At 68.3% G+C, this 25,793-nt stretch carries 26 protein-coding genes and 1 pseudogene; 14 read left to right on the forward strand and 13 right to left on the reverse strand.

Annotation, left to right across the window (positions count from 1 at the left end):
• The first annotated feature begins 3 nt into the window (after nt 1-3).
• Nucleotides 4-2,784, forward strand: coding sequence for an Hsp70 family protein (locus tag WT97_RS20450; RefSeq protein WP_060354245.1), 2,781 nt, complete (start codon nt 4-6; stop codon nt 2,782-2,784).
• A gap of 102 nt (nt 2,785-2,886) precedes the next feature.
• Nucleotides 2,887-3,258 (forward strand): Lrp/AsnC family transcriptional regulator, encoded by a 372-nt coding sequence (locus tag WT97_RS20455; RefSeq protein WP_257128538.1) that lies wholly within the window; start codon nt 2,887-2,889, stop codon nt 3,256-3,258.
• A gap of 18 nt (nt 3,259-3,276) precedes the next feature.
• On the opposite strand, the gene WT97_RS20460 is transcribed toward WT97_RS20455, so the two are convergent.
• Complete coding sequence (locus tag WT97_RS20460; protein ID WP_060354246.1) at nt 3,277-4,728, reverse strand: sensor histidine kinase; 1,452 nt, start codon at nt 4,726-4,728, stop codon at nt 3,277-3,279.
• Complete coding sequence (locus tag WT97_RS20465; protein ID WP_027782307.1) at nt 4,715-5,380, reverse strand: response regulator transcription factor; 666 nt, start codon at nt 5,378-5,380, stop codon at nt 4,715-4,717. The genes WT97_RS20460 and WT97_RS20465 overlap by 14 nt, the downstream gene beginning before the upstream one ends.
• 237 nt (nt 5,381-5,617) lie before the next feature.
• On the opposite strand from WT97_RS20465, the gene WT97_RS20470 reads away from it, so the two are divergent.
• A complete protein-coding gene (locus WT97_RS20470; protein ID WP_059504368.1) occupies nt 5,618-6,634 on the forward strand; it encodes an ABC transporter substrate-binding protein in 1,017 nt (338 codons plus the stop codon).
• Between the two features lie 123 nt (nt 6,635-6,757).
• Nucleotides 6,758-8,068 carry an MFS transporter gene (locus WT97_RS20475; RefSeq protein WP_059504257.1) on the forward strand — a complete coding sequence of 437 codons (1,311 nt, stop codon included), beginning with the start codon at nt 6,758-6,760 and terminating at the stop codon, nt 8,066-8,068.
• On the opposite strand, the pseudogene WT97_RS20480 reads toward WT97_RS20475, so the two are convergent.
• Nucleotides 8,058-8,362 (reverse strand): annotated as a pseudogene (locus tag WT97_RS20480) (histidine kinase); the annotation flags it as partial. The gene WT97_RS20475 and the pseudogene WT97_RS20480 overlap by 11 nt on opposite strands.
• A 335-nt stretch (nt 8,363-8,697) precedes the next feature.
• Between WT97_RS20480 and WT97_RS20485 the strand changes: the two are divergent.
• The gene (locus WT97_RS20485; protein ID WP_059794718.1) at nt 8,698-9,150 is read left to right on the forward strand and encodes a hypothetical protein; all 453 of its coding nucleotides are present in this window, start codon (nt 8,698-8,700) and stop codon (nt 9,148-9,150) included.
• Nucleotides 9,151-9,258: 108 nt separating this feature from the next.
• Nucleotides 9,259-11,277 (forward strand): VTT domain-containing protein, encoded by a 2,019-nt coding sequence (locus WT97_RS20490; RefSeq protein WP_060354248.1) that lies wholly within the window; start codon nt 9,259-9,261, stop codon nt 11,275-11,277.
• Nucleotides 11,278-11,302: 25 nt separating this feature from the next.
• Here WT97_RS20490 and WT97_RS20495 read toward each other — a convergent pair whose 3' ends face one another.
• Nucleotides 11,303-11,632: a DNA-binding protein gene (locus WT97_RS20495; RefSeq protein WP_034205450.1), complete on the reverse strand. Its 330-nt coding sequence runs from the start codon at nt 11,630-11,632 to the stop codon at nt 11,303-11,305.
• Nucleotides 11,629-11,961: a type II toxin-antitoxin system RelE/ParE family toxin gene (locus tag WT97_RS20500; RefSeq protein ID WP_060354249.1), complete on the reverse strand. Its 333-nt coding sequence runs from the start codon at nt 11,959-11,961 to the stop codon at nt 11,629-11,631. Before WT97_RS20500 ends, WT97_RS20495 begins: the two co-directional genes overlap by 4 nt.
• A gap of 393 nt (nt 11,962-12,354) precedes the next feature.
• Here WT97_RS20500 and WT97_RS20505 point away from each other — a divergent pair, with 393 nt between their 5' ends.
• The gene (locus tag WT97_RS20505; RefSeq protein ID WP_060354250.1) at nt 12,355-12,864 is read left to right on the forward strand and encodes a GNAT family N-acetyltransferase; all 510 of its coding nucleotides are present in this window, start codon (nt 12,355-12,357) and stop codon (nt 12,862-12,864) included.
• A gap of 16 nt (nt 12,865-12,880) precedes the next feature.
• Here WT97_RS20505 and WT97_RS20510 read toward each other — a convergent pair whose 3' ends face one another.
• The 3 genes from WT97_RS20510 to WT97_RS20520 all read right to left on the reverse strand — a co-directional run bounded on the left by WT97_RS20510 (nt 12,881) and on the right by WT97_RS20520 (nt 14,870).
• Complete coding sequence (locus WT97_RS20510) at nt 12,881-13,834, reverse strand: hypothetical protein (protein WP_060354251.1); 954 nt, start codon at nt 13,832-13,834, stop codon at nt 12,881-12,883.
• Nucleotides 13,835-13,892: 58 nt separating this feature from the next.
• Nucleotides 13,893-14,015, reverse strand: a complete 123-nt coding sequence (locus WT97_RS34980) for a hypothetical protein (protein WP_006479692.1) — start codon at nt 14,013-14,015, stop codon at nt 13,893-13,895.
• Between the two features lie 399 nt (nt 14,016-14,414).
• Complete coding sequence (locus tag WT97_RS20520; RefSeq protein ID WP_059504248.1) at nt 14,415-14,870, reverse strand: Lrp/AsnC family transcriptional regulator; 456 nt, start codon at nt 14,868-14,870, stop codon at nt 14,415-14,417.
• Between the two features lie 115 nt (nt 14,871-14,985).
• Here WT97_RS20520 and WT97_RS20525 point away from each other — a divergent pair, with 115 nt between their 5' ends.
• From WT97_RS20525 to WT97_RS20545, 5 genes are all read left to right on the forward strand, one after another.
• The gene (locus tag WT97_RS20525; protein ID WP_059504246.1) at nt 14,986-15,531 is read left to right on the forward strand and encodes an alpha/beta hydrolase; all 546 of its coding nucleotides are present in this window, start codon (nt 14,986-14,988) and stop codon (nt 15,529-15,531) included.
• A 122-nt stretch (nt 15,532-15,653) separates the two neighbouring features.
• Entirely contained in the window at nt 15,654-16,904 is a 1,251-nt protein-coding gene (locus tag WT97_RS20530) for a YbfB/YjiJ family MFS transporter (protein WP_060354252.1), read from the forward strand.
• 236 nt (nt 16,905-17,140) lie between these two features.
• On the forward strand, nt 17,141-17,887 hold the full coding sequence (locus WT97_RS20535; protein WP_059794657.1) for an SDR family oxidoreductase: 747 nt from the start codon (nt 17,141-17,143) through the stop codon (nt 17,885-17,887).
• 152 nt (nt 17,888-18,039) lie between these two features.
• Nucleotides 18,040-18,894 carry a DJ-1/PfpI family protein gene (locus WT97_RS20540; RefSeq protein WP_060354253.1) on the forward strand — a complete coding sequence of 285 codons (855 nt, stop codon included), beginning with the start codon at nt 18,040-18,042 and terminating at the stop codon, nt 18,892-18,894.
• A 65-nt stretch (nt 18,895-18,959) separates the two neighbouring features.
• Nucleotides 18,960-19,433, forward strand: a complete 474-nt coding sequence (locus WT97_RS20545; RefSeq protein ID WP_060354254.1) for an SgcJ/EcaC family oxidoreductase — start codon at nt 18,960-18,962, stop codon at nt 19,431-19,433.
• A gap of 101 nt (nt 19,434-19,534) precedes the next feature.
• Here WT97_RS20545 and WT97_RS20550 read toward each other — a convergent pair whose 3' ends face one another.
• The 3 genes from WT97_RS20550 to WT97_RS20560 all read right to left on the reverse strand — a co-directional run bounded on the left by WT97_RS20550 (nt 19,535) and on the right by WT97_RS20560 (nt 21,977).
• Entirely contained in the window at nt 19,535-20,482 is a 948-nt protein-coding gene (locus WT97_RS20550; protein ID WP_060354255.1) for a GlxA family transcriptional regulator, read from the reverse strand.
• Between the two features lie 160 nt (nt 20,483-20,642).
• Nucleotides 20,643-21,164 (reverse strand): GNAT family N-acetyltransferase, encoded by a 522-nt coding sequence (locus tag WT97_RS20555; protein ID WP_059504235.1) that lies wholly within the window; start codon nt 21,162-21,164, stop codon nt 20,643-20,645.
• 69 nt (nt 21,165-21,233) lie between these two features.
• Nucleotides 21,234-21,977: an SDR family oxidoreductase gene (locus tag WT97_RS20560; RefSeq protein WP_060354256.1), complete on the reverse strand. Its 744-nt coding sequence runs from the start codon at nt 21,975-21,977 to the stop codon at nt 21,234-21,236.
• A 309-nt stretch (nt 21,978-22,286) separates the two neighbouring features.
• On the opposite strand from WT97_RS20560, the gene WT97_RS20565 reads away from it, so the two are divergent.
• Nucleotides 22,287-22,670, forward strand: coding sequence for a hypothetical protein (locus tag WT97_RS20565; RefSeq protein WP_060354257.1), 384 nt, complete (start codon nt 22,287-22,289; stop codon nt 22,668-22,670).
• Between the two features lie 167 nt (nt 22,671-22,837).
• On the opposite strand, the gene WT97_RS20570 is transcribed toward WT97_RS20565, so the two are convergent.
• Entirely contained in the window at nt 22,838-23,698 is an 861-nt protein-coding gene (locus tag WT97_RS20570) for a helix-turn-helix transcriptional regulator (protein ID WP_060036463.1), read from the reverse strand.
• Nucleotides 23,699-23,793: 95 nt separating this feature from the next.
• Here WT97_RS20570 and WT97_RS20575 point away from each other — a divergent pair, with 95 nt between their 5' ends.
• A complete protein-coding gene (locus WT97_RS20575) occupies nt 23,794-24,687 on the forward strand; it encodes an SDR family oxidoreductase (RefSeq protein ID WP_059504366.1) in 894 nt (297 codons plus the stop codon).
• 33 nt (nt 24,688-24,720) lie between these two features.
• On the opposite strand, the gene WT97_RS20580 is transcribed toward WT97_RS20575, so the two are convergent.
• Nucleotides 24,721-25,710, reverse strand: a complete 990-nt coding sequence (locus tag WT97_RS20580; RefSeq protein ID WP_060354258.1) for a zinc-dependent alcohol dehydrogenase family protein — start codon at nt 25,708-25,710, stop codon at nt 24,721-24,723.
• Nucleotides 25,711-25,793: the final 83 nt, after the last annotated feature.

Consider the following 25,793-nt stretch of genomic DNA (forward strand, 5'->3'; position numbering starts at 1 on the left):
GCGATGAAGCGTTATACGGTCGGCATCGACCTCGGCACGAGCAACACCGTCGTCGCATACGTCGAGGCCGGTTCCGACGCGATCCGCGTGTTCGACGTCGAGCAACTGGTCGGGCCGGGCGCGGTGGCCGCGCAGCCGCTGTTGCCGTCGGTGCGCTATCACCCGGCGGCGGGCGAGTTGCCGCCGGACGCGCTGCGCTTGCCGTGGCAGGCGGCTGGCGTGCGCGGCGCGCTCGCCCATTCGGGCGGCGGCCGTGACGGCGGGGCGGACGACGCGCCGCCGGCCGTGATCGGCCGCTACGCGCGCACGCTCGGCGCGCAGGTGCCGGGCCGGCTCGTGTCGAGCGCGAAGAGCTGGCTGTCGCACGCGGCGGTCGACCGGCTCGCGACGATCCTGCCGTGGGGCGCGGCCGACGGCGTCGACAAGGTATCGCCGGTCGATGCGGGCGCGAGCTATCTCGCGCATGTGCGCGACGCGTGGGACGCGCACTTTCCCGATGCGCCGCTCGCGGAGCAGGACGTGATCCTGACGGTGCCCGCGTCGTTCGACGACGGCGCGCGCGCGTTGACCGTCGAGGCCGCGCGACGCGCGAAGCTGCCGGCGCTGCGATTGCTGGAAGAGCCGCAGGCCGCGTTCTACGACTGGCTGTACGGTCAGCGCGGCACGTTGCGCGAGACGTTCGCCGCCGCGCGGCGCGTGCTGATCTGTGACGTCGGCGGCGGCACGACCGACCTCACGCTCGTCGACGTCGCGCCGGGCGACGACGGAGAGCCGACCTTCACGCGCGTCGGCGTCGGCAACCATCTGATGCTCGGCGGCGACAACATGGACCTCGCGCTCGCGCGCCTGGTCGAGACGCGGCTGACCGAGCCCGGTACGCGGCTGTCGGCCGCGAGCCTGTCGCAACTCGTCGAGCGCTGCCGCGCGGCCAAGGAGCGGCTACTCGGCGACGACGCGCCTGCGTCCGTCACCGTCACGCTGCTCGGCGCGGGCAGCAAGCTCGTCGGCGGCGCGCGCTCGGCCGAGCTGACACGGCAGGAAGTCGAGCAGATCGTCGTCGACGGGTTCTTTCCGCAGGTCGATGCCGGCGAATTGCCGCGCCGTGCGCGCGCGGCGATCGTCGAATTCGGCTTGCCGTATGCGAGCGACGCGGCCGTCACGCGCCACGTCGCCGCGTTCCTGAAGCGTCATGCGCAAGGCCCGCTGCCGGACACGCTGCTGCTCAATGGCGGTGTGTTCCGTGCGCGCGCGCTCGCCGGCCGTCTCGCGCAGACACTCGGCGCGTGGCGCGGCGCGCCGCTCGACGTACTGCACAACGCGCATCCCGATGTGGCCGTCGCGCGCGGCGCGGTGGCCTACGGACTCGCGCGTGCCGGCCATGCGCCGCGTATCGGCGGCGGCTCCGCGCGCAGCTATTTCCTCGTGCTCGACGATGGTGCGGACGATTCGGCCGCACGCGGCGTCTGCCTGTTGCCGCGCGGCGCGGAGGAGGGCCGCGAGATCCGGCTCGACGATCGCACGTTCGCGCTGCAACTCGGGCAGCCGGTGCGTTTTCACCTCGTGTCGACGGTGGCCGACACGCAATATCGACCCGGCGATCTCGTCGATCTCGACGGCGGCGATTTCGTGCGGCTGCCGCCGATCGCGACGGTCGTCGATGCGAAGGCGGGCAGCGACGCGCGCGAGACGCCGGTGAAGCTCACCGCGTCGCTGACCGAGGTCGGCACGCTCGAAATGCATTGCATCGCGACTGACGACGCGGCGCGCCGCTGGCGGCTCGAATTCCAGTTGCGCGGCGATGCGCCGGTTCACGGCGACGATGCCGCGGCCACGCGGCATCCGCGTCTCGACCAGGCGATCGCGCTGATCGAGCGCTCGTTCGGCAGCAAGGCCGCGGGCGTGACGCCGAAGGACACGCGCCGGTTGCGCACGCAACTCGAACAGGTGCTCGGCGCGCGCGAAGACTGGGACGTCGCGCTCGCACGCGAACTGTTCGACGCTTTGCTTGCGCGGGCGCGGCGGCGTCGTCGCTCGGCCGATCACGAGCGCGCCTGGCTGAATCTTGCCGGGTATTGCCTGCGTCCGGGTTTCGGCCATCCGCTCGATGCGTGGCGCATCGAGCAGCTGTGGCCGTTGTTCGACGACGGCATTCAATACGTGACCGACGCCCAGGTGTGGTCCGAGTGGTGGACGCTGTGGCGGCGCGTGGCTGGCGGCCTCGACGACGATGCGCAAGCGCAGGTGCGCGACGCGATCGCGTTCCTCGAACCGTCCGACGACAAGCGGCGCAAGCTGCCGTTCGATCCGGCCAAGGTCGGGCCGGCCGACATGACGCGGCTGTCCGCGTCGCTCGAACGGCTGCCCGTCGAGCGCAAGGTCGAGCTCGCCGAGCGCCTGATCGCGCAATTGCAGAAGCCGGCCGAACGGGCGTTGTGTGCGTGGGCGCTCGGGCGGATCGGTGCGCGTCGGCCGTTCTACGGCAGCGCGCACGGCGTCGTGCCGCCGGAAACCGTCATCGGCTGGCTCGATGCGCTGTTCGCGCTCGACTGGAAGCAGGTCGAGCCCGCGGCGTTCGCAGCGGCACAGATTGCGCGGATGACGGGCGACCGCTCGCGCGACCTGCCGGACGACACGCGCGAAGCCGTCATCAAGCGCCTGTCGGCCGCGAATGCGTCGGCGGCGTGGATCGACATGGTTCGTGAAGCGATCGCGTTCGACGAAGCCGATACGGTGCGCGTGTTCGGCGAGACGCTGCCGGCGGGGTTGAAGCTGCTGGCCGATTGAAAACAGGACAGGATGCTTCGATCTCGTTTGGAGATCGAAGTATCCTGCCGAGCGTCGAGCGTCGACCGCGAGCTCATCGCGCTGCTGCGCGACAACGCGTGACTGCCCGTCGTCGCGTTGGCGAAGGCATTGCGCGTGGCGCGTGCGACCGTGCAGAACCGGCTGACGCGGCTGGAGAAGAACGGCGTGATCGTCGGCTACACGGTGCGGCTCAAGCCGGCGGCCGAACGGCACCGGATCCGCGCGCTGATGTCGATCGCGGTGCAGGGCAATCGCGGCGCGGAAGTGGTGAAGGTGCTGCGCGGGCATCCGAACGTCGCGTCGAACCACAGCACCAACGGCCGCTGGGATCTCGTCGCCGAGCTGCATGCCGATTCGCTCGAGCACTTCGATCGCGTGCTCGGCGCGATCCGGTTGATCGACGGGATCGCGAATACCGAGACGAGCATTTTGTTGTCGACGCACAAGGCGTGACGCGGGCAGGGGGCTGCGTCACGCCGCGCGCTCAGGTGCTGACGGTCCATGGCGCGTTTCTGCGGCGGTTCCTGCCGCGCACGGAAACGTCAACACCACCGCGAACCCGCCCGTATCGGGAAACGCGAACCCCACGCGCCCGCCGTGCGCCTTCATCACTTCCTGCACGATCGCGAGCCCGAGTCCCGACCCCGTGCGACGCTCGCTGCCGTCCGGCGCGATCCGCACGAACGGTTGCAGGGCCGCGTCCCAGTGCTCGCGCGGCATCCCGCGCCCGTTGTCGGTGACGGTCAGCGTCACCGCCCGATCCGCGTTGCCGATGGTCGCGACCGACACGACGATGTCGTCCGCATGGCCGTGCAGCAGCGCGTTGTGCAGCACGTTCGACAGCGCTTCCTGAAGACTGATCGCATCGCCGTCGATCCATGCATGCGGCGCATCGCTCGCGAACGCAACGGCCACGTCGCGCTCACCGGCGAGCGGAATCGTACGGCCCAGCACCTCTTTCGCGAGCGCGACGAGTTCGACGGGTTGCAGCGGCACGGCCTCGGTGCGATGAATCACCATCGCATGATTGAGCAACTGACCGGTGAGCCGGCCGACGTCCGAACAAGTCGCGCGCAGCGCATCGAGGCGCGCCGCACGGCGCGCGGGATCGGTTTCGCCGTCGAGCAGTTCGATCTGCGCGTCGAGCCGCGCGAGCGGCGTGCGCATCTGGTGGGCGGCGTCGGCGATGAAGCGCTGCATCGCGTTGATCCGCTCCGCGAGCCGTCGCATCAGCCCGTTGATCGACCCGATGATCGCGTCGATCTCGCTCGGCGTATCGACGGCCACGGGCCGCAGGTCGGCCGGGTCGCGCGCGGCGATGATCGTGCCGATCCGCGCGAGCGGGCGCAGGCCGCGCCGGATCGCGAGGCCGCTCGCGCCGATCGCGAGCACGCTCATCAGCAGGATCAGCGTCCACACCTTGATGCTCATGTCGTTCGTCAACTGCTGGCGTGCGTTGGTTGTCTGCGCAACCGTCACGAGCGCCCAGCCCGGCGTGCTTTCCTCGGGCATGTAGCGGGCGATCGTCGCGGTGCGGATCGGGTGCCCCTGGTAGACGGCATTCGCGAACGCGGGGCCCTGCTTCGCGGCGGCGAGCGTCGCGGCGCTCGCGAGATCGTTGTAGCCGGCCACGACCACGCCGCGCGAATCGACGACCTTGTAGTAGACGAGGTCGTAGCGCGACAGCGTCGACAGCGCGGCGACCGGCGGATTCAGCGCGAGCACGCCGCCTTGTACATAGAGGTTTTCCGCGACCTGGATCGACGCGCCCGCCAGCAACTGGTCGTACGCGCGTTCGGCCGCGACGCCCGCGTAGTAGCGCGCGATCGCCGCGAGCGCGAGCGCGCCGGTCGCGACGACGAGCGCGATGAACAGCAGCGTGCGCCCGAACAGCGTCTTCGGGAACCAGTCAATGCGCGGCAATCTGATACCCCATCCCGCGCGCGGTGCGGATCTCGACGGAGCTGCCCTGCAGCTTCCGGCGCACGCGCGTCACGTATTGCTCGACCGCGTTCGCGGTCGGTTCGTTGCCGAAGCTGAACAACTGATTCAGCAGTTCTTCCTTCGAGAAGATGCGTTGCGGTCGGCTCGCGAGGATTTCGAGCAGCGCGAATTCCTGGCGCGACAGCGACAGCGGCTGGCCGTCGAGTTCCGCGAGGCGGCTGCTGCGGTCGATCACGAGGCCGCCGAGCGTCAGCACGTCGTTCGCGTGACCGCTGTTGCGGCGCAGGAGCGCTTGCACGCGCGCGTCGAGTTCGCGATAGTCGAACGGCTTCACGAGGTAGTCGTCGGCGCCGAGGCCGAGGCCGCTCACGCGGTCGTCGATCGCCGAGCGGGCGGTGACGAGCAGCACGGGCGTCGTGCTGCCCGACGCGCGCAGGTTGCGCAGCACGGTGAAGCCATCCATGCCGGGCAGGTTCGCATCGAGCACGACGAGATCGAAGCGCTCGACGCGCAACAGCCCGTTCGCGGTCGCGCCGTCGGTTTCGAGATCGACGGCGTGGCCGAGCCGGGCCAGGCGGCTGCGGATCGCCGCGCCGATTTCGGCATCGTCCTCCACGACGAGAATGCGCATGGTGCCGTTTGCAGGTAGGTGGATTAGGGGTTTTCCCGGGGCCGGGATGTCAGCATTTTCTCAGACTCGGTCGATAACCTGTGTCGAGCCGGAAGCAGGATGCAAGGACGGCATTAATACCAGAAATATTCAAGGAGACGGCAACATGCAGCATGTCACGGGCACGACGAACGCGCGCCGCGGCGCCACGCCGGCCTGCGCGTGGCCGCTGGCCGCCCGCCGCACGGCGGCGCACGCATGACGGCGTCGCCGCGCCGCCGCGCACTGATCGCCGCCGGGTTCGGCGTGCTCGCCGCGCCGGCGCTGGTGCGCGCGAAGCCGCGCACGGTGCGGATCTCGAAAGGCTATGGCGTGCTGTACCTGCCGCTGCTCGTGATGGAAAAGCAGCGGCTGTTCGAGCGGCATGCGGCGCGCCACGGCGTGCGCGACGTCGCGGTCGAATGGGTGCTGCTCGACGGCGGCAATTCCGTCAACGACGCAATGATGGCCGGCACGCTCGATTTCGCGGGCGCCGGCGCGCCGGGGTTCATCGAACTGTGGGCGCGGGCGCGCGGCATTCCGAACGTCGAGGTGATCGGCATCAGCGGGCTGTCGACCACGTCGCTGTCGCTGAACGCGAACCGGCCGGGCCTCGTGTCGCTTCGCGACTTCACGCCGTCCGACCGGATCGCGGTGCCGGGCATCCGCACGTCGCTGTCGGCGGTCGTGCTGCAGATGGTCGCGAGCCGGCAGCTCGGCGCCAGGCATTTCGCGCAGCTCGATTCGATCACCGTGAACCTGCCGCATCCGCAGGCGATGCAGGCGCTGATCCGCCGCGAGAACGGCGTGACCGCGCATTTCACGTCGCCGCCGTTCTCGACGCTCGAATTGCGGCAGCCGGGCATCCATCGCGTCGTGAGTTCGGTCGACGTGCTCGGCCCGCTGACGCTCGACGTCGTGTTCGCGCCGAAGCGGCTCGTCGATGCGCAGCCTGCGCTGGCCGTCGCGTTTCTCGGCGCGCTCGACGAAGCGAACCGCCTGATCGCGCAGGACCCGCGCGCGGCGGCCGCGCTCTACGCGGCGTCGTCGGGCGTCGGCGTGTCGCACGACGACGTGATGCGAATGCTCGCCGCGCCCGACACGCGTTTCTCGGTGCTGCCGAACCAGCTGATGGACTACGTCGAATTCCTGTACCTGGCCGGTACGATCAAGGCGAAGCCGCGCGCGTGGCACGAGATGTTCGCGCCGATGCTCGACGACTACCGGTCGGGTTGAGCCGCGTTTGCCGCGATCCGATGCCATGCATCGAACCACCCGACGCCAGCGCGTTCGTCGCGCGCGACGCCGTTTCAACCGATATACAACCGATACGCAACCGATTCACGCAAGGAGCCTGAAGTGAACGCTACCGATACCCTGGACCCCGCGTCCGCCGAAGAACGGCGCATCATGTCGAAGATGGCGCGGCGCCTGATGCCTATCCTCGTCGTGATGTTCCTGATCGCGTTCATCGACCGGCAGAACGTCGGGTTCGCGAAACTGCAGATGGTGCACAGCCTCGGCATGACGGAAGCCGCGTTCGGGCTCGCGTCGTCGCTGTTCTTCATCGGCTACCTGCTGTTCGAGGTACCGAGCACGCTCGCGCTGCATCGCTACGGCGCACGCGTGTGGCTCGCGCGGATCATGCTGACGTGGGGGCTCATCACGGTGCTGATGGGCTTCACGACGTCGATGCCCGTGTTCTGCTCGCTGCGCTTCCTGCTCGGCATCGCCGAGGCCGGCTTCTATCCGGGCGTGATCTATTACCTGACGCTGTGGTTCCCGCAGAGCTACCGCGCGAAGGTGCTCGGCATCTTCACGCTCGGCAGCGCGCTCGCGAACATGCTCGGCTCGCTGGTCGGCGGCGCGCTGCTGAGCCTGAACGGCGTGTGGGGGCTGGCGGGCTGGCAGTGGGTGTTCGTCGCGACGGGCATTCCGGCGGTGATCGTCGCGATCGTCGTGTTTCGCGTGCTGCCCGCGTCGTTCCGCGAAGCGCCGTTCCTCGACGAGCGCGAGAAGCAGATCGTCGCGGCCGCGCTGGAGCGCGAGAAGCCGGCACAGGCCGAGCACGGTCAGCCGTGGAAGGCGCTGCTCGATCCGCGCGTGATGCTGTTCGCGGCGACCTACATGCTGATGTCGACGTCGCTGTACGGCGTCACGTACTGGCTGCCGACGCTCGTGAAATCGTTCGGCGTGTCGAGCACGACGAACGGATTCCTGAGCATGCTGCCGTGGGCGCTCGCGGTGTTGCTGCTGCTGTGGCTGCCGGCGAAGCTGCGTCGCGCGAAGAGCATCCTGCGTACGATCGCGATCGTCGCGGCGCTGGGCGCGCTCGGCTTCCTGTTGAGCCTCGTGCTGCCGTCGACGCCGCTGCGCTTCATCGCGCTCGTGCTCGGCGGCGCGTGCATTCCGCTGTTGTACCCGTGCTTCTGGTCGATGCCGCCGCGCTATTTCACCGGCGCGCGGGCGGCTGCGAGCGTCGCGGCGATCAACTCGATCGGCAACCTCGGCGGCTTCTTCAGCCAGAACCTGATGCCGTTCGCGGGCAAGATGACGGGCACCGCGTTCGGGCCGATGATCGTGCCGATCGTGTGCCTCGCACTGCTCGGCATCGGCGCGCTGGTCGCGTGGACGCGGTCGGAGCGCGGGATGGTGGCGGCGCAGGCTTGATGGGGGCCGGGTCGATCAGCCATTCGAGATCGTTCTTCAGCGTCGCGAGCGTCTGCGCCAGTTCGTCGTGCAGTTCGCGCGCGATGGGCGCTGCTCGGCTTCGCGCGCGCTGGCGCTGATCGCGGCGATCCCGAGCAGCTCGTCGCGCGACACCTGCAGCGCCCGCTCCGCGCGCACGCGCTCCTCGACTTCACGCCGCAGGTCGCGGTTCGACGCGCCCAGTTGCGCAGTGCACGCGGCGACGCGCTGTTCGAGCCGTTCGTACGCATCGTTCAACTGCGCGCTTTTCTGGATGTGACGCAGTCCGTCCCGCATGACCACGTGATCGTCAGCCAGAATTACCTTGATCATCTTCCAGCGACCCTCTTCGGGATGACGCGCGTTGCCGTCCGGTTGTCGCCGCGGCCGTTCTTCTGACCAATATGTGCCTCCGAACCCGAAAACGGTACGCGTTCGCGAAATCCCCGGGAAAGGGTACGGTGCGACGCGCATCCGAACAGGGTATTCCGTGGTGATCGCTGTACCAGATCGCGGCCGGCGCGGCATCACGGGAGCCGTCCCCCGACCCGTTCCGATTCGGGACTAAACTGGTGCCCGATGCCACCCGCGCGAACCGAGGAGCCCCTGCAATGATCGACCTTGCCGATATCCTGCCGTCCGCACTGCCCGCCGCCGTCGCATGGGCCGAAGCGGAGGCGGCGCGCGGGCTCGCGCTGGGTGCGCCGCTGACGCCGGCCCAAGCTGACGACGCGCGCACGGTGGGCGTCGTGCAACCGGACCGGATCCGCGTGGTGGCGGTCGATCGCATGCCGTTTCCCGACACGCCGACGCTCGCTGCGATCGCCCGCGACACGGGGCTGCTGTCGCCCGGGACGATCGGCCTCACGCTCGGTCACGCGGTGTACGTGCTGCGCGGGCACGACACGCGCCGCCTGCTGACGCACGAATTCCGGCACGTGCATCAATACGAGGCCGCCGGCTCGATCGGCGCGTTTCTTGCGCGCTATCTGCACGAGATCGCGACGGTCGGCTACCACGACGCACCGCTCGAGGCCGACGCGCGGCAACACGAGTTCGATTGATCCCTGACCCCGCCACCGGCGCGAGCGTGCGCATGTCGCGATGAACGTCTCCAATCCCCCTGCCGGCCCGCCGTTCGCGCACCGGGCCGCCCCGTCCGGGAGTGTGCGATGAGCGACACGATCCACGCGTGGATCGGCGCGATCGGCGCGCATCCGCTGCTCGTGCTGGCGATCGTGTTCGTGGCTGCCTGTGCCGAGGCGATCGCGCTGATCGGCACGATCGTGCCGGCCGGCGCCGTGATGTTCGCGGCCGGTGCGTTGATCGGCGCGGGCGCGCTCGACGCATGGGCGACGATCGGCGTCGCGGCCGTCGGCGCGGTGATCGGCGACGGGATCAGCTACGAACTCGGGCGACGTTACCGCGGGATGATCCGCAACGCGTGGGCGCGCTTCGGCTACGCGAGCGCCTACGCGCGCGGCGAGGAGTTCGTGCTGCGTCACGGGACGAAGAGCATCGTGCTCGCGCGCTTTCTCGCGCCGGTGCGTGCGGTCGTGCCGGTCGTCGTCGGCTGCGCGACGCTGCCGCGTCGGTCGTTCTATCCGGTCAACGTGATCTCGGCGCTCGTGTGGGCGCCTGTCCACATCGCACCCGGCATCCTGTTCGGCGCGTCGGCCGCGCTCGCCGCGGCGATCAGCGTGCGGGTCGCCGCGATCCTGCTGGTCGTGGCCGCGCTGGTCGCGCTCGTGTGGATCGGCGTGCGCGTCGCGCTGCGGCGCGGATGGCCGTTGTTGTGCCGCGCGCTCGCCGACGCCGTGCATGCATGCGCGCGCCGCTGGCCGCGGTTCGGCGCGCGGCTGCACGACGGCATCGCGTACCTGCGCGGGTTGCCGGGCGCGGTGCCCGTGCTTGCGCTGTTGTTCATCGGCTGCGTGTGGCTGTTCGCGGGGATCGTGCAGGACGTCGTCGCGAACGATCCGCTGATGCATGCGGACATCGCGCTGTATGCATTCCTGCAGAACCTGCGCACGCCGCCCGCGGACGCCGCGATGAGTGCGCTCGCCATCCTGCATGGGCACGACACGGGGCTGATCGTCGCGGCCGCGTTGCTCGTCTGGCTGATGATCCATCGCTGCTGGCTGACGGCCGCATGGTGGCTCGCGACGGTCGGCGTCGCCGTCGCGCTCGTGCCGGTGTTCGGCGCGGGCGTGCCCGGCGCGACGCCCGCGAGCCTGCCGCCCGGTGCGCTGCACGTGCCGCTGCCCGATGCCGACGCCGCCTTCGCGATCCTCTCGAGCAGCGGCCTCGGCTGGCTGATCACGCGCGACCGGCCCGCGCTGTGGCGCATTCCGGTCGTGACGGCGGTCGTGTTGTGGATCGTGCTCGGCGGCTTCGCGCGGCTGTATGTCGGCGATACCTGGCTGTCGGGCCTGCTGGGTGGATGGAGCCTCGGGCTCGCGTGGTTCGCGTTGCTCGCCGGCGCCCATGCGTACTGGCGCGTGCGCGAGCACGTGCAGCCGCGAGGCGCGCTCGTCGCAGTCGTCGTCGTGCTCGCGACGGCCGGCGTATGGACGGTGCCCGCGCAATGGCAGCGCGATCGCGCGGCGCGTCCGCATGTCGGCGATGTGGTCGCGATGACCGTCGACCAGTGGCTGCGCGGCGGGTGGCAGCGCGTGCCGACGCGGCGCACCGAGATCGGCGGCGACCGCGAGGAATATCTGCCGCTGCAATGGAGCGCGACGTCGGACACGCTCGTCCGTCATCTCGCGCAGGCCGGCTGGCAGCGCGCGACGCCGTGGTCGCCGGCCACCGCACTGCGCTGGCTGGCGCCGCAGGCGCCCGTCGACACGCTGCCCGTACTGCCGCGCTATACCCATGGCGAAAGCACGCGGCGCGTCTTCGTCCGCGTCGATCCGGCCCACCCGGAAAGCCGCTTCGTGCTGCGGTTGTGGCGTTATCCGTACGTGTTGCAGGATGCGCTCGGCATGCGGCCGCTGTGGTACGGCGCGCTGTATCGCGAAACGCTGCGCCGGCCGGCGCGGCTGATGACGCTCGTGCACACGACGACGATCGACGATGCGGCGGCGATTGCGCACGCGTTGGCGGTCGAGCCGAGGATCGAGCATCCGCCGGCGGGGACGACGGCCGGGCCGGAGGAGATGTTGCTGGTCTGGATGGTGAAGCCGTGAATGGGCAGGGCGTGACGTGCGGCCCTCAAGCGTGCGACGGCTGCGCGGGAACGACGGACAGGCGCAGGCCGACGGTCTTGAGCACCGCGAGCAGGGTTTTCAGCGTCGGGTTGCCGCTCGGGGACAGCGTGCGATACAGCGATTCGCGGCTGATGCCGGCCTCGGCCGCGACGGCGCCGAGCCCGCCATACGCTTCCGCGACCGTGCGCAGCGCGAGCAACCCGGCCGCGCGGTTCTCCGGATCGTCGAGCGATTCCATCGCGACGCGCAGATAGGCGACCGCGAGCTCGCGATCGGCGCCGAGTTCGGCGACTTCCGCGTCGTGGTGCGATACCGCGCCTTTGAGCTTGTTCATGTTTGCCTCCGTTTCCAGTTCGACCAGTGTTCCTTGGCGCGCCTGATGTCGTCGGACTGACAGGCCTTGTCGCCGCCGGACAGCAGCAACACCAAGGCGCTGCCGTGCCGACCGAAATACACGCGGTAGCCGGCGCCGACATGGACGCGCAGTTCGATCACGCCTTCGCCGACCGGCTCGCAGTCGCCGAAATTGCCGGCCTGCACACGGAGCAGGCGTTCGCGGATTCGTGCCTGCGCGAGCTTGTCACGCACGGCGTTCAGCCATTCGGTGAAAGGCTCGCGACCGTCGTCGCGCTGATAGCGAAGCAGTTCGAACCTGGAAGGCATTGTAACTTATAAACTACAAATAAGTAAATGGAGCGAGACGTTCGCATCGCAATGGCTGGGTGGCCGACGCGCATGCGGCGTCTCCATGGCTCGGGATGTCAGGGCATGGCGCTCGCTTCCCGGCCGACGATCATTTTTTTCATCCGGTGTGGCGCGTGACGATTCGGCCAAACGGCCGGTATCGATGGTGCGATGAAGGGGCGCGCGCCGCGGCCGAGCGGCTTGGCTTCGGCGATCCGTCCAGCTTTTCGCAGGCGTCCACGCGCTGACACGGCGTGCCGCCGGGCGCGTATCGCGGTGCGGCGCTGAGAGCACGCGACCCGCGATGAATCGCGGTACGATCGCTCGTTTGCCTGACTTGCCTGTCGACATCACCTTCAAGAGAGCCCCCGCATGATCACGATCCGCCCGATGACCGACGACGATTTCGCGCGTTTCTGGCCGACCTACCGCGCCATCGTCGCTGCTCAGGAAACCTACGCATTCGATCCCGACCCGACACCGGAAGCGGCACGCGCATTGTGGCTCGAAGCGCCGCTCTGCACGTGGATCGCCGAGGAGGACGGCGTGGTGCTCGGCTCGTATTACCTGAAGGCGAACGCGGCCGGCCCCGGCAAGCACGTGAGCAACTGCGGCTACATGGTGAGCGAGGCCGCGCGCGGACGCGGCGTCGCGCGCCTGATGTGCGAGCACTCGCAGCAGGTGGCGCGCGAGCGTGGTTTTCTCGCGATGCAGTTCAATTCGGTGGTTGCGACGAACGAGGTCGCGGTCGCGCTGTGGCAGAAGCTGGGATTCGAGATCGTCGGCCGGTTGCCGCGCGCATATCGTCACGCGCGGCTCGGCTTCGTCGACTGCTTCGTGATGTTCAAGTGGCTCGGCGACGCGGCGGCCGCCGAAGCCTGAGCAATCCGCCGCTGCGTCAGACGGCGAACGTGCCGTCGAACACGATCCGTTCGTCGAACGCGAGCGTGCCGCGTGCGAAGATCAGGTCGAGATGGTGGCTGCCGTTTTCGCCGCCGCCAAGCCCCAGATGCAGCCCCGGGTGGCGTTCCTCGAACCCCGCGTTGCGGCCGTACAGGCCGCGTATGCCGAGGTTCGTGCCGATGCCGAATTCCTCGATCCGCCGGTGATTCGCGTGCCGATCGAGATAGGTCGAGAAATCACGCCGGAAGCCCGCATCGTCGGTGTCGAAATCGACGATCATGCTGTGTTCGACATGCAGCGTGGCGAGCCGCTCGGCCACCTTGTACTTGATCGCGAACGGCACGGTGCCGAGAAACGTGCCGCTGAATACGACCGAGCCGTTGAGGTCGGTCACGTGCGTCGCGATCTCGCCGGGCACGACGTCGAGGTTGCCCATGCCGTCCACGCTCGTCCATTTCTGGTCGGGCGCGAGCGAGCCCGTCAGCGCGTTGCCGGCTTCGTCGACGAAGCGGATCCGCGATGCGCGCGCGGCGGCCTCGATCAGCCGGCCGTTGCGTGCGGCGATGTCGTCGAGCGATTCGGCGAACGCCTCGTCGAGATGCGGGCCGTAATCCTTGAACAAAACCGACTTGCTCCAGTGCTCGACGATCGCGGGGCGGATCGCGGCGAGGAACGGCGGCCCGCTCGGCGACGGCGTCGGCAGGCACGACGAGTCGTACAGCAGCACGAACAGGTCGGCGTCGACGAGCGCGGCGGCGATGTCGGCGGGCGGGGTGCTTTCGAGGCAGAGGGTGGTCGCGGCGAGTGAGTCGGGCAGGGCGGAAAAGGCGCGCAACGCGACGTCGCGATTGCGGGTGTCGTAGCCGACCAGCAGTTTTCCCGATTCGCCGCGTGCCAGCTTGTCGCGCAGCGCCGGGTGAAAGCCGAGCGCGCGGTGCAGGTTCAGCATGCGTATCTCCGGAAGCGGCGGAAGGGCCGCGGCCCTTCCGCGAGAACGGGTGGCCCGCTCAGACCGGCCAGAGCGCGGTGCCGAACGGCACCACGGCGTCCTCGACCATCATGTCGACGGCCTCGGGGTGCGTGTCTTCCTGCATCCAGTCAAGCAATTCGATCTGCTGAGTTTCCTGCATGTCAATTCTCCTGTGGTGAACATGAGTGATTCAACATGAAAGCGCGGCAAAAAATATTGCCGCTCCTCGTTCGGGATTTCGTGAATGCCGGACGAGTGGCGTCGATATTAGTCTGATGATTTTTCGAATGCAATGCGTTGCAATGTTTTTAGCCGTGACGTGCTAAACATGAGTCATTTGCGGTTCAAATATTGGAAAAACCGGATAAAACGAGCGACAGATCGCGCATCATTTTTTTATTTGAAGAAATTCGGATCGACGAAATCAATTCGGTTATTTTTAATTTGAATTCAATTGCCCGGATTGCTGCGCTTTATGTCATTCGCGAAAATCGCGTGCGCGATCGCCTGACGCTCGAACCGGTCCGCCGATTCATGTGTCACGCAGCCGATCCGCACGTCATCCCAGCAACGCCTTTCCGATCGCTTTGGTCGGTTCGGAGCGCAGCACCAGCGAAGTCGTGACCGCGCCGAAGCGGGCAATCGCGTCGATGAGGGTTTCGAGCTGGCCCGGTGTCGGCACCAGCACCTTCAGCAGAAAGCAGTCGTCGCCGGTCATGCGGTGGACTTCGATGACATGCGGCATCTCGGCGAACGTGCGCAGCGCCGGTTTGATGTGCTCGTGAGTCGTTTTGAGCCGGATGATGGCCATCATGCCCAACCCCAGCGCCGCCGGATCGATCCGTGCGCCGTAGCCGGCGATGATGCCGCGTTCTTCCAGCCGCTTGACGCGCTCCGAGGTCGCGGGCTGCGACAGCCCGATGCGCCTGCCCACCTCCGATAGCGGCGTTCGCGCGTTCTCCTGCAGCGCTTCGAGGATCGCAAGATCCAGGCGATCCAGTACTTCATCCGGCATGACGGTCCTCCGGTACCGTTGATTCATCGGCATTTTGTCTCAATAACCGATGACTTGCCATTCCGTGCCGGCCGGCGCGTGGTCACACTCTGGCTTTTCGTTGACGGAGGGTGTGATGGATCAGGCGATCGTGATCGTGCCGGGTATCGGCAATTCGGGAGCGGATCATTGGCAGAGTCATTGGGAGACGATGTTTCCCGGCGCCGCGCGTATCGCGCCGGCTTCGTGGGATGCGCCCGACCTGGCCGACTGGACAGCGGCGCTGGACGCGGCCGTGGCGAGCGCGGCGGCGCCCCCGCTCGTGATTGGTCATTCGCTGGGCTGCTTGTTGTTCGCGTATTGGCATGCGGTTTCGGCGCGCCCGGTGCGCGGCGCGTTTCTCGTGGCCGTGCCCGATCCGGCAGGGCCGCGCTTTCCGGTTGCCGCCGCCGCGTTCGCGAACCTGCCGAGCGGTCGGTTCGGGCGCATGCCGGTGCTGGCGATCGCGAGCACGGACGATCCGTACGATCCGTCGGGGCGCGCGCTGGAATGGGTCGCGGAACGGGGCGCGACGCCGCTTCTGCTTGGCGCACGCGGCCATCTGAACGCGGCGTCGGGGTTGGGCGGATGGCCCGAAGGGCGCGCGCTGTTCGAGGCATTCGTGGCCGGACTCGGGCGGTAGTGCGTGCCAGCGTCGGCTGGCGGGTTTTTGCCGGCAGCGCATGCCGGTTTCACGGCGGCTCAAGTATGATCGACCGACGGCGGCGAAAGCCCCGGAATCGAACAACGATGGAGACACTCCCGATGCGCGCAGTGCCGCAACCGGAGCGTGCCGGCCGCTCGCGGCCGGACGCCGGCGCAACCGATCCCGGCCGCATGGCCGCGTGGCGGCTCGCAATCCGTCTGTCGCTCGGCAGCGCGATCGCGCTCGGCCTCGCGCGCTTTTCGTATGCGCTGCTGCTGCCGCCGATGAAGGCCGATCTCGGCTGGACGTTCGCGCAGGCCGGCGCGCTGAACACGGCGAACGCGGCCGGCTACCTGATCGGTGCGCTTGCCTTTCCGCTGCTGTCGCGCCGCTGGCGCGCGGGCACGCTGCTCGCGGCCGGCTGTGTGTTGACCGCCGTGCTGATGGCCGCGGGCGGGCTCACGTCGGACATGTACGCGCTGCTCGCGCAGCGGCTGGCGACGGGTATCGGCAGCGCGTCGATCTTCATCAGCGGCGGCGTGCTGGCCGCGCGGCTCGCATCCGCAGCGCCGCGCGACGCAGGGCTGCTGCTCGGCCTCTATTACGGCGGCACCGGATGGGGCATCGTCGCGTCGTCGCTGCTCGTGCCGGCGACGCTCGTGCACCGTGTACACGGCTGGCAGCCGGCGTGGTTCGCACTCGCGGTCGCGTGCGTGCTGTTCTCGGCGGTGGCCGTGTCGGCCGCGCGCCGCATCGAGCATGGACATGCGGCGCCGGGCGGGCAGGGCGACGGCGCGAAACCGGCAGCGACCGCGAGCCCCGCCCGCTTCTCACTCGCGCTGGCCGGCTACGGCCTGTTCGGCGTCGGCTATATCGGCTACATGACGTTCATCGTCGCGCTGCTGCGTGGTGCGGGGATGAGCGGCACGGTCGTCGCCGCGTTCTACGTGATGCTCGGCGTCGCGACCGTCGTGTCGGCGCGGCTGTGGTCGGGGCTGCTCGACCGGATGCGCGGCGGCCAGGCGCTCGCCGTGCTCAACGCGCTGCTCGGCGTCGCGACGCTGATGCCCGCGCTGTTCGTGCATCCGGCGGCCGCATTCGCGTCGGGCTTGCTGTTCGGCGCGACGTTCCTGTCGGCGGTTGCCTCCACGACGGCCTTCGTGCGGCACAACCTGCCGCCCGACGGCTGGGCGAAGGGCATCAGCGCATTCACGACGGTCTTCGCGTTCGGGCAGATCGCGGGGCCGGTCGCGATCGGTTGGGTGTCGGACAGTGCGGGGCTCGCACGCGGGCTCGTGTATTCCGCGCTGACGCTATTCGCGGGCGCTGCATTCGCGGCAGGGCAGCGCGCGCTGCGGGCGTCCGCGTAGTCCGCTCGAACGCGCATGCCGTGCCGCGTGCCGCCATCGACGTACCGCGAACGATGTCGTCCGGTGTGTCGTGCCCGTTCGCACCGAATGGCGTTTTTTGAGGGTTATACGACCTTTGTGCCATCGACCTCCCGTTCCATACTTCACGTGGACGATCAAGCCGGAACCAACCTGCAAACGCCATCGCGCGTCGCGTATTCGGCCCGATCGATCACGGACATGAAAAGGAACGGAAGATGAGGCTCGAGAACAAGTCGGCGTTGATCACCGGTGGCACCAGCGGCATCGGTCTCGCCACCGCGAAGCTGTTCATTGCGGAAGGTGCGCGCGTCGCGGTGACGGGGCGCGACGAGACCGTATTCGAACGCGTGAAGGCGGAGCTCGGCAAGCATGCGGTCGTGCTCAAGGGCGACGTGCGGTCGCTCGACGACATGCGCGCGATTGCTGCCGAGGCCAACGAGACGTTCGGCGGTCTCGATGTCGTGTTCGCCAATGCCGGCTGGGCCTTCCCGTCCGCAGTCGACGACATCGACGACACGCTCTATGACGACATCATGGACGTCAACGTCAAGGGCGTGGTGTACACGCTTCGAGCAGCGCTGCCGTACCTGCGCGAAGGGTCGTCAGTCATCCTCAATACCTCGTTCGTCGCGCAGACCGGCAAGCATGGCATCTCGCTGACCGCGGCGGCGAAGGCCGCCGTGCGATCGTTGGCTCGCAGTTGGTCGTACGAATTTCTCGACCGGAAAATCCGTTTCAACGCAATCGCGCCCGGCCCGATCGATACGCCGCTGCTCTCGAAGTGGGGCAAGCCTGACGAATGGGTGCGCGACCGCAAGACCGAATTCGCGGAAGCGAATCCGGCGGGCCGAATGGGCAAGGCCGACGATATCGCATACGCGGCGCTCTATCTCGCCAGCGACGAATCGTCGTACGTCGTCGGCACGGAGCTGGTCGTCGATGGCGGCGCGTCGCAGCTTTGAGTTTGCGCTTCGCGCTTCCCGGGCCCGGCACGCCATCCCGGCTCATCCCCATCCCGATTTCACGTTCGCCGCGCCGTTCGCCGTGGCGGTTATTTCATCCGGCCCGGCGAGGTTGCGCTCGCCGATGGGCCGAAGTGCAAGGAGCAATCATCTTGACCGACAGTAGCGATAACCAGGCCTCTGCCAGGCAACTTACGCGGGCAGGCCGCTCGCGCCGCGATGTCCTGAAGTTCGGCAGCGCCGCCACGCTTGGCGCCGTGCTGGGCGGCGGCGCGTTGCTCGGGCACGCCACGCCTGCGCTGGCACGGACGGGCAGCGCAGGGCTGCTCGCGCCGAACGAGCCGTTCGATATCCTGATCGTCAATTATGACGGCGGCACGCTGCTCGACTTCGCGGGCCCCAGCGAGATTTTCCACCGGTTACCGAATACGAACGTGCGCTATGCGAGCCTCGATGGCGGCGACGTGACGCTCGAATTCGGCGTCGTGTACGGCAAGACCGAACGGCTGGCCGACATCGACAAGACCGACATGATTCTCGTGCCCGGCGGGTCCAATTTGTCGGCGCCGATGCGGCCGGCGTATCAGGCGCAGATCCGGCGCCTGGCGGAAAGTGCCAGACACGTGACGTCGGTGTGCAACGGCTCGCTCGTGCTCGCCGCGACGGGCGTGCTCGACGGCAAGCGCAGCGCCTGCCACTGGGCCTTTCTCAACAAGCTGTCCGAGTATGGCGCGATTCCCGTGCCCGATCGCTTCGTCGAGGACGACGACGGCCGCTTCATGAGCGGCGGCGGCGTGACGGCGGGCATCGATTTCGCGCTGCGCGTGGCGGCGAAGCTGCGCGGCCGGCAGGCGGCCGAATACACGCAACTCGTCGTCGAATACGATCCCGATCCGCCGTTCCACTCCGGTCATCCGAGAGATGCGCGGCCCGAACTCGTCGCGATGGTCGACAAGAAGCTGCCCGGCGCATCGAAGGGACTCGCACGCGTTCCCGGCGTTCGTTGACGCGCTTGCGGGCCACGCGTGCGGATCACCGCCTCTTCAATTCAAACCGATTCGGAACTCACTCGATGCGACAGATTCATCTTCGTACTGCTGCGTTTGCAGCGTGCATGTCCTTCTTTGCATTCACGGCGCCGGCTATCGCCGGTGGCGCGCAACGCCCGCCCGAAGCGGCCATCAAGGCCGAGAACACGCGCTGGGCGGATGCCTTTGCACGTGGGGACTACGACGCGATAAGCCGCCTCTATACCGACGACGGTACGCTCTTGCCGCCGGGAGGCGACAAAGTCGCGGGCCGCCGCGCGATCGCCGAGTACTTCACCAACGGGTATGCCGGATCGAAACCCGGCACCGTATCGTTCAGCAACGTCGAGTTCTACGGTGACGACCGGGTCGTGACGGAGGTATCGGACGTGGAGGTTCGAGACGGTGAGGGAAAGCTCAAGATCCGCGCCAAGCAGACGCTCGTCTTCCTGAAGCAGGGCGGCACGTGGAAGCTGCATCGCGACATGTGGAACGCTTACCCGCCGGTCAAGGACTGACTATCGCTGACGGCCGGCGAATTGGCGCGCTACGTGCTCACGCGCCCATAGCCGGTTAGCGGGAAGTGGGCCATGCAGCGCGCCGATCGGCAGGCGACCGATCAGCGCGCTGCGTTCGACCTGCTCTCGCGACGAACCGCTTGCGGCGGGTGTCCAAGCAGCTTGACGAACGCTCGGCGCATCCGTTCCGGATCGGTGAATCCCACCGCCAGCGCAATCTGTTCGATCGGTTCGCTGCCGCCCTGAAGGCGCAGCCTCGCTGCTTCGACGCGCAAACGCTCGACGGCCCTCGCCGGCGTTTCGCCGGTTTCCCGGCGAAACGCACGCCCGAACTGTCGCACACTCAAGCTGGCGGCATCGGCGAGCCGCTCGACCGGCAACGCTTCGGCCAGATGTTCCCGGGCGAAATTCAGCGCGATGCGGATGCGATCCGATTCCGGCTCCATCCGCGACATCGCGGAGAATTGCGACTGCCCGCCGGGCCGCCGATACGGAACGACCAGCAGCCGCGAGACCTCGCGCGCGATTTCCGCGCTCATATCCCGTTCGATCATGCCGAGCGCGAGGTCGATGCCGGACGCGATGCCCGCCGACGTCCAGACATGACCATCGACGACGTAGATACTGTCGCCGTCCACCCGCGTGCGCGGGAAGCGTGCCTGCAATTGCGCGGCGTAGCGCCAGTGCGTCGCCGCTCTCAGGCCGTCCAGCGAACCGGTTTCCGCCAGCAGAAATGCGCCCGTGCACACGCTGGCCACCCGCGACGCGTTGGCGGCCAGCTTGCTGGCGGCGGCGATATTTTCCGGTGTTTGCATCGGGGCGATATCGCCGCCGACGAACACGACGGTGTCGAACGCGCGCCTGCCGATCGGTTTCGTGTCGATCGAAAGGCCGGTATTGCCGGGAATCGGGCCGCCGGAGGGCGAGACGACGTGAAGATCGTAGGGCGTGTGGCCGGCGGCCGTGGCCACCTGATTGAAGGCCGACAGCGGCCCGCCGAGATCGAGCGCGTCGTAGCCGCGGCAAACGAAGAATCCAATTCGATGCATGACGAAGCAATGAGTCGATAGCGCCGGAGTGGCGGATTTTACCGGGAACCCTCGAATCGTGCCATTTGGCTCGAAACGACGACAGGGCGTCGCTTACGCCGTCGTCGATCGACTGTATCGGTTTGCGCCGCGTTCACGCGATGCCGACAGGAAGCGCCGGTCAGCGACGATAGATGAACTCGAGATCGGTCGATTCGCCGACCTTGAAATCGTACGTGCCGACACGCTTGAAGCCTGCCTTTTCGTAGAACGCGATGGCCTTCGCGTTGCCCGACCACACGCCCAGCCATACCGGGCCGGGGCGCGTCGCGGCGAGATACTGGAGCGCCGCGTCGAACAACGCCCGTCCGGCGCCGGTTCCCTGCGTGCTGCGGCGCAGATAGATTTGATGGATCTCGCCCGCACCGTCCGCCACGTCCGGGTGGGGAAGCTTGCACGGCCCGGCATGCGCGTATCCGACCAGCGAGCCGTCGTCGCCTTCCGCGACCCACGTCCGGCACTGCGGGTCGCCGAGCTGCTCGGCGATCGCCGCAACCGAGTACGTCCGGGCTTCGTACTCGGCCAGATCGTCCGGCGGATAGTCGATGCCGAACCCGTCCTGCAGAAAGGTCTCGCGAAACGTATCGCGCTTCAGTTCGGCGAGCGGGACGGCATCGGCCAGTGTCGCAACGCGGATCAACATCGAGCATCTCCAGGTTCGGTGTCGGGCCGACAGTTTATCCCGGGCGACCTCGGGCAGACGCGTCGTCCGCTAGCCCGCGACCGTCGCGGTCGGACGCACGACGATCTCGTTCACGTCGACATCGGCTGGCTGCGCGATCGCATACGCGATGGCCGCCGCGATCGCTTCGGGTTCGAGCGCGATGCTGCGGTATCGTGTCATCGCTTCGGCGGCGACCGGGTCGGTAATCGTGTCGGCCAGCTCGGACGTGACGACACCCGGGCAGATGCACGTGACGCGCAGCTTGTCGTTCTCCTGCCGCAAGCCTTCGGAGATCGCGCGTACCGCGTATTTCGTCGCGCAATAGACGGCGGCCGTCGGCGATACCCGCAATCCGCCGATCGACGACACGTTGACGATCTGGCCGAAGCCCTGCCGATTCATCACCGGCAGGGCGGCCGCGATGCCGTACAGCACACCCTTGATGTTCACGTCGACCATGCGGTCCCACTCGTCGACCTTCAGCGACGCCATCGGAGACAGCGGCATGACGCCCGCGTTGTTGACGATGACGTCGATCTGCCCGTACTCGGCGAGCGCGGCGTCGACGAAGGCGACGCTGTCGTCGCGCTGCGTGACGTCGAGCGCGCGCCAGGCCGCGGTGCCGCCGTCGGCGCGAATGTCGTCGGCGAGCGCGGCCAGGCGTTCGGTGCGGCGCGCACCGAGCATCAGGCGCGCGCCGCGCGCGCCCAGATAGCGGGCGGTGGCCTCGCCGATGCCGCTGCTCGCGCCGGTGATCAGGATTACTTTCTGTTCGATGTCGTGGCGGGTCATGTCCGTTCCTCGGTGGGAGATGAAGAACCGACAGCATCGCGCGGAAGCATGCGTGACCGTTATTCCGCAAGTCCGCATTTCTTGCACGATTCTCCGAGAATGCGTGGGGCACGATCCGGCGCGCGGTCGCGCCTGCTACTTCCCGATCCGGGAAATGCGCCGATTTTGCAGTGCAGCGGAAGGCGGCGACGCTCCCGCGGCCGGGCCTCCGTAACCCGCCGAAACCCCGGCGCGGCAATCATGCGGATGCCGATGGTTGACCGCCCGCGGACATGCTAGGATTTCCGACAAACAACTCCGGAGACTGCGATGCCGTTCATCTGCGAAAACGTCGAATGTCGTGCCGTGCTGGCTCGCGGGCAGGTCAGGCACCATCAGGAGGACACGGGCTGGTGCTTCTACTGCCCCGACTGCAACGCCAGGAACGAGTTGATGAATATCGGCACGGCCAGCGGCCCTGTCGAGCTGGTTCAGCCGGAGCGGGCCAGCCCGCCGCACAAGGTCGTCGCGAAGGCCCGGCCGCTGGATGATGGCCGGTACGCGGCGCAATTGAGCGTCCAGCGGGCGCTCGCCGTGAAAGGCACCTACGCGGCCGAAGAGCACTGGGATCAGCTCGGCGTATTCGGCGACGCGCAGGAAGCCGTCGCGCATGCGAAGTCTTTCGCCACGGACCTGCTGCAGCGCGCGGCATAGTCGGTACTTTTCCGTGAATGAACCAGGGGCGTCGCGCATCCGCGCGCGACGCCCCTTTGCGTTTTCCGCGCGCGTTCGTCAGTGGTCGATATCGAACGGCACATACTGCTTCGCGATCCGTCGATCCGTGTCGTGCGGAATCAAGCCCCCGGGAAAGCAGTGCGCGGTCACACGGCCGGCGCTTGCACCGTGCTGCGTGCCCGTTCGCGGGCCGTGACGAGCGCCCGGATCCGCGCGCGGTCGTCCTGCGTCGCCGGCGTGAAGATCACGAGGCTCAGATCCGGGCGGCCGGTGACCGTGAACGCCGAATATTCGAACGCGATCCGGCCGGCCTGCGGATGGCGGATCTCCTTCGTGCCTTCGTGCTGCGAATGGATTGCGTGGTCGCGCCACATCGCGTCGAATTCGGCGCTCGTCGCGCGCATCTCGTCGACGAACGCCTGCACGGCCTGCGTCGCGCCGCTGCGCGCGACGTCCGCACGAAACGCACCGACCGCGAACCGCGCGATGCGCTCCCAGTTCGGCTGCACGGCGCGCACGCGCGCGTCGACGAAGATCAGCCGCAGGATGTTGCGTGCAGCCGGCGGCAGTGTCGCGTAGTCGGTCAGCGTCGCGGCCGCCGCGTCGTTCCACGCGGCGACGTCCCAGGTCGCCGTGCGTATGATCGCCGGGCTCGCGTCGAGCGAATCGAGCACGTGCTGCAGGCGCGGCGTCACGCTGGCCGGCGCGTGATAGCGCACCTCGGGCGGGTGGCCGACGCCGAGCAGGAACAGGTGCTCGCGCTCGGCCTCGTTGAGCATCAGCGCGCGGGCGAGCCGGTCGAGCACGTCGGCCGACGGCGCGCCGCCGCGCCCCTGTTCGAGCCAGGTGTACCACGCGGCGCTCACATGCGCGCGCTGCGCGACTTCCTCGCGCCGCAGGCCCGGCGTGCGGCGGCGCGTGGCCGGCAGCCCGAGCGCGGCCGGGTCGAGTTTCTCGCGGCGGTCCCGCAGGTACGCGCCGAGCAGGTTGTCGGGGGCGTCAGCCATATCCTGTTAGTTCGTTTACCGGTAAACCGTCACGGCTTCACCGCGAGCGGCCATCGGCACATAGTAAGCCTCCATTTCATCCGGAGGTGCTGAACATGCGTGTCTTTGTTACGGGAGCATCGGGATTCGTCGGTTCGGCCGTCGTGGCCGAACTCGTGGCGGCCGGGCACTCGGTGCTCGGGCTGGCGCGGTCCGATGCGGCGGCGGCGTCGGTTGCCGCGGCCGGTGCCGACGTCCATCGCGGGTCGCTGGAGGATCTCGACAGCCTGACGCGCGGCGCCGAGGCCGCCGATGCGGTGATCCATACGGGATTCAATCACGACTTCTCGCGTTTCGCGCAGAACTGCGAACTCGATCGCCGCGCGATCGAGACGATCGGCGCGGTGCTCGCCGGCTCGGCGCGGCCGCTGGTCGTCACGTCGGGTCTCGCGCTCGTCGCGCCCGGCCGCGCGGCGACGGAGGACGATCCGCACGTGCCGGTGTCGGCGAGCTATCCGCGTGCGTCCGAAGCGACCGCGGTCGCGCTGGAAGCGCGCGGCGTGCATGCGTCGGTCGTCCGCCTGCCGCCGTCCGTGCATGGCGACGGCGATCACGCGTTCGTGCCGCGCCTGATCGCGTTCGCGCGGGAGAAGGGCGTATCGGCGTTCATCGGCGACGGTGCGAACCGCTGGCCGGCCGTGCACCGGCTCGACGCGGCGCGTGTGTACCGGCTCGCGATCGAACGCGGCGCGGCCGGCGCGCGCTATCACGCGGTCGACGATACGGGCGTGCCGTTCCGCGAGATCGCCGAGGTGATCGGCCGCCGGCTGAACGTGCCGGTCGTCGCGAAGTCGGCGGCGGAAGCCGGCGAGCACTTCGGCTGGTTCGCGATGTTTGCGGGGATGGATGCGCCCGCAACCAGCGAGCGCACGCGGGCATCGCTCGGCTGGGCGCCGACGCAGCCGCGGCTGCTGGCCGATATCGACCGGCCGCGGTATTTCGAAAGCTGACGAGCGGCGCGCGCCGCTCGCCATGGGCGCGGCTCAGACCGTGACGACGATCTTGCCGACCTGCGCGCCGGCTTCCATATAGCGGTGCGCGTCCACGATGTCGTCGAACGCGAACGTGCGATCGATTCGCGGCTTCAGCGTGCCGGCCGCGAGCCCGTCGACGATGAAGCGCTTCGCGTGTTCGAGCCGTTGCGCGCTGCCGGTGATCTCGAACAGCTCGTAGCCGCGCAGCGTCAGGTGGCGCGCGAGCAGGTCCATCACCGGCACCGGGATGTCGCGCGTGTCGAGCGCGCCGTACTGGAAGAACGTGCCGCCGGTGGCCAGCGTACGCAGCAGGTTCGCCGCGTCGGGGCCGCCGACCGGGTCGAACACGAGACGCGCGCCGATGCCGCCCGTGATTTCGGCCACCTGTTGCGGCAGGTCGGCGGGGCTGCCGACGATCACGTGCTTCGCGCCTGCATCGAGCAGCGCCCGACGCTTCGATTCGCCGCGCGTCAGCGCGATCGGCACCGCGCCTATCTGGTTCGCGATCTGGATCGCGGCCTGCCCGACGCTGCTCGACGCGGCGCCGATCAGCACCGCATCGCCGCGCTGGAGCCCGCCGAGTTCGATCAGCGCGCCGTAGGCCGTCACGAACATCATCCACGTCGCGGCCGCTTCCTCGAACGACAGGCTGTCCGGATGCCTGACCACCGCATGCGCGGGCACGTTGACCACCTCGCCGTACATCCCGTAGTCGGCGAACGAGAAGGCCGGCACGACGCTCACCGCGTCGCCTTCGGCGAACGCCGTCACGTTGCGGCCGACCGCCGCGACCACCCCCGACGCCTCGTAGCCGAGCGACGCCGGAAAACGCGGCATGAACGTGTATTCGCCGCGGCGGAACATGACTTCCGCACGATTGAGACCGATCGCCTTCACGCGTAGCTGGATGTCGTCGGGGCCCGGCGCGGGCACGTCGACGGTGTCGATCTGCAGTACGTCGGGGCCGCCGGTGCGGTGGAAACGAACGATGCGGGCCATGGAGCGCTATATGAACGCGTCCCGTTTGCAACAGTTTTCGTGTGTTCCGACAGACAGGATGGGCTGCAGCTCTATATCCGGCC

It is taken from the genome of Burkholderia sp. MSMB1459WGS (assembly GCF_001534535.1).
Taxonomy (GTDB): Bacteria; Pseudomonadota; Gammaproteobacteria; order Burkholderiales; family Burkholderiaceae; genus Burkholderia.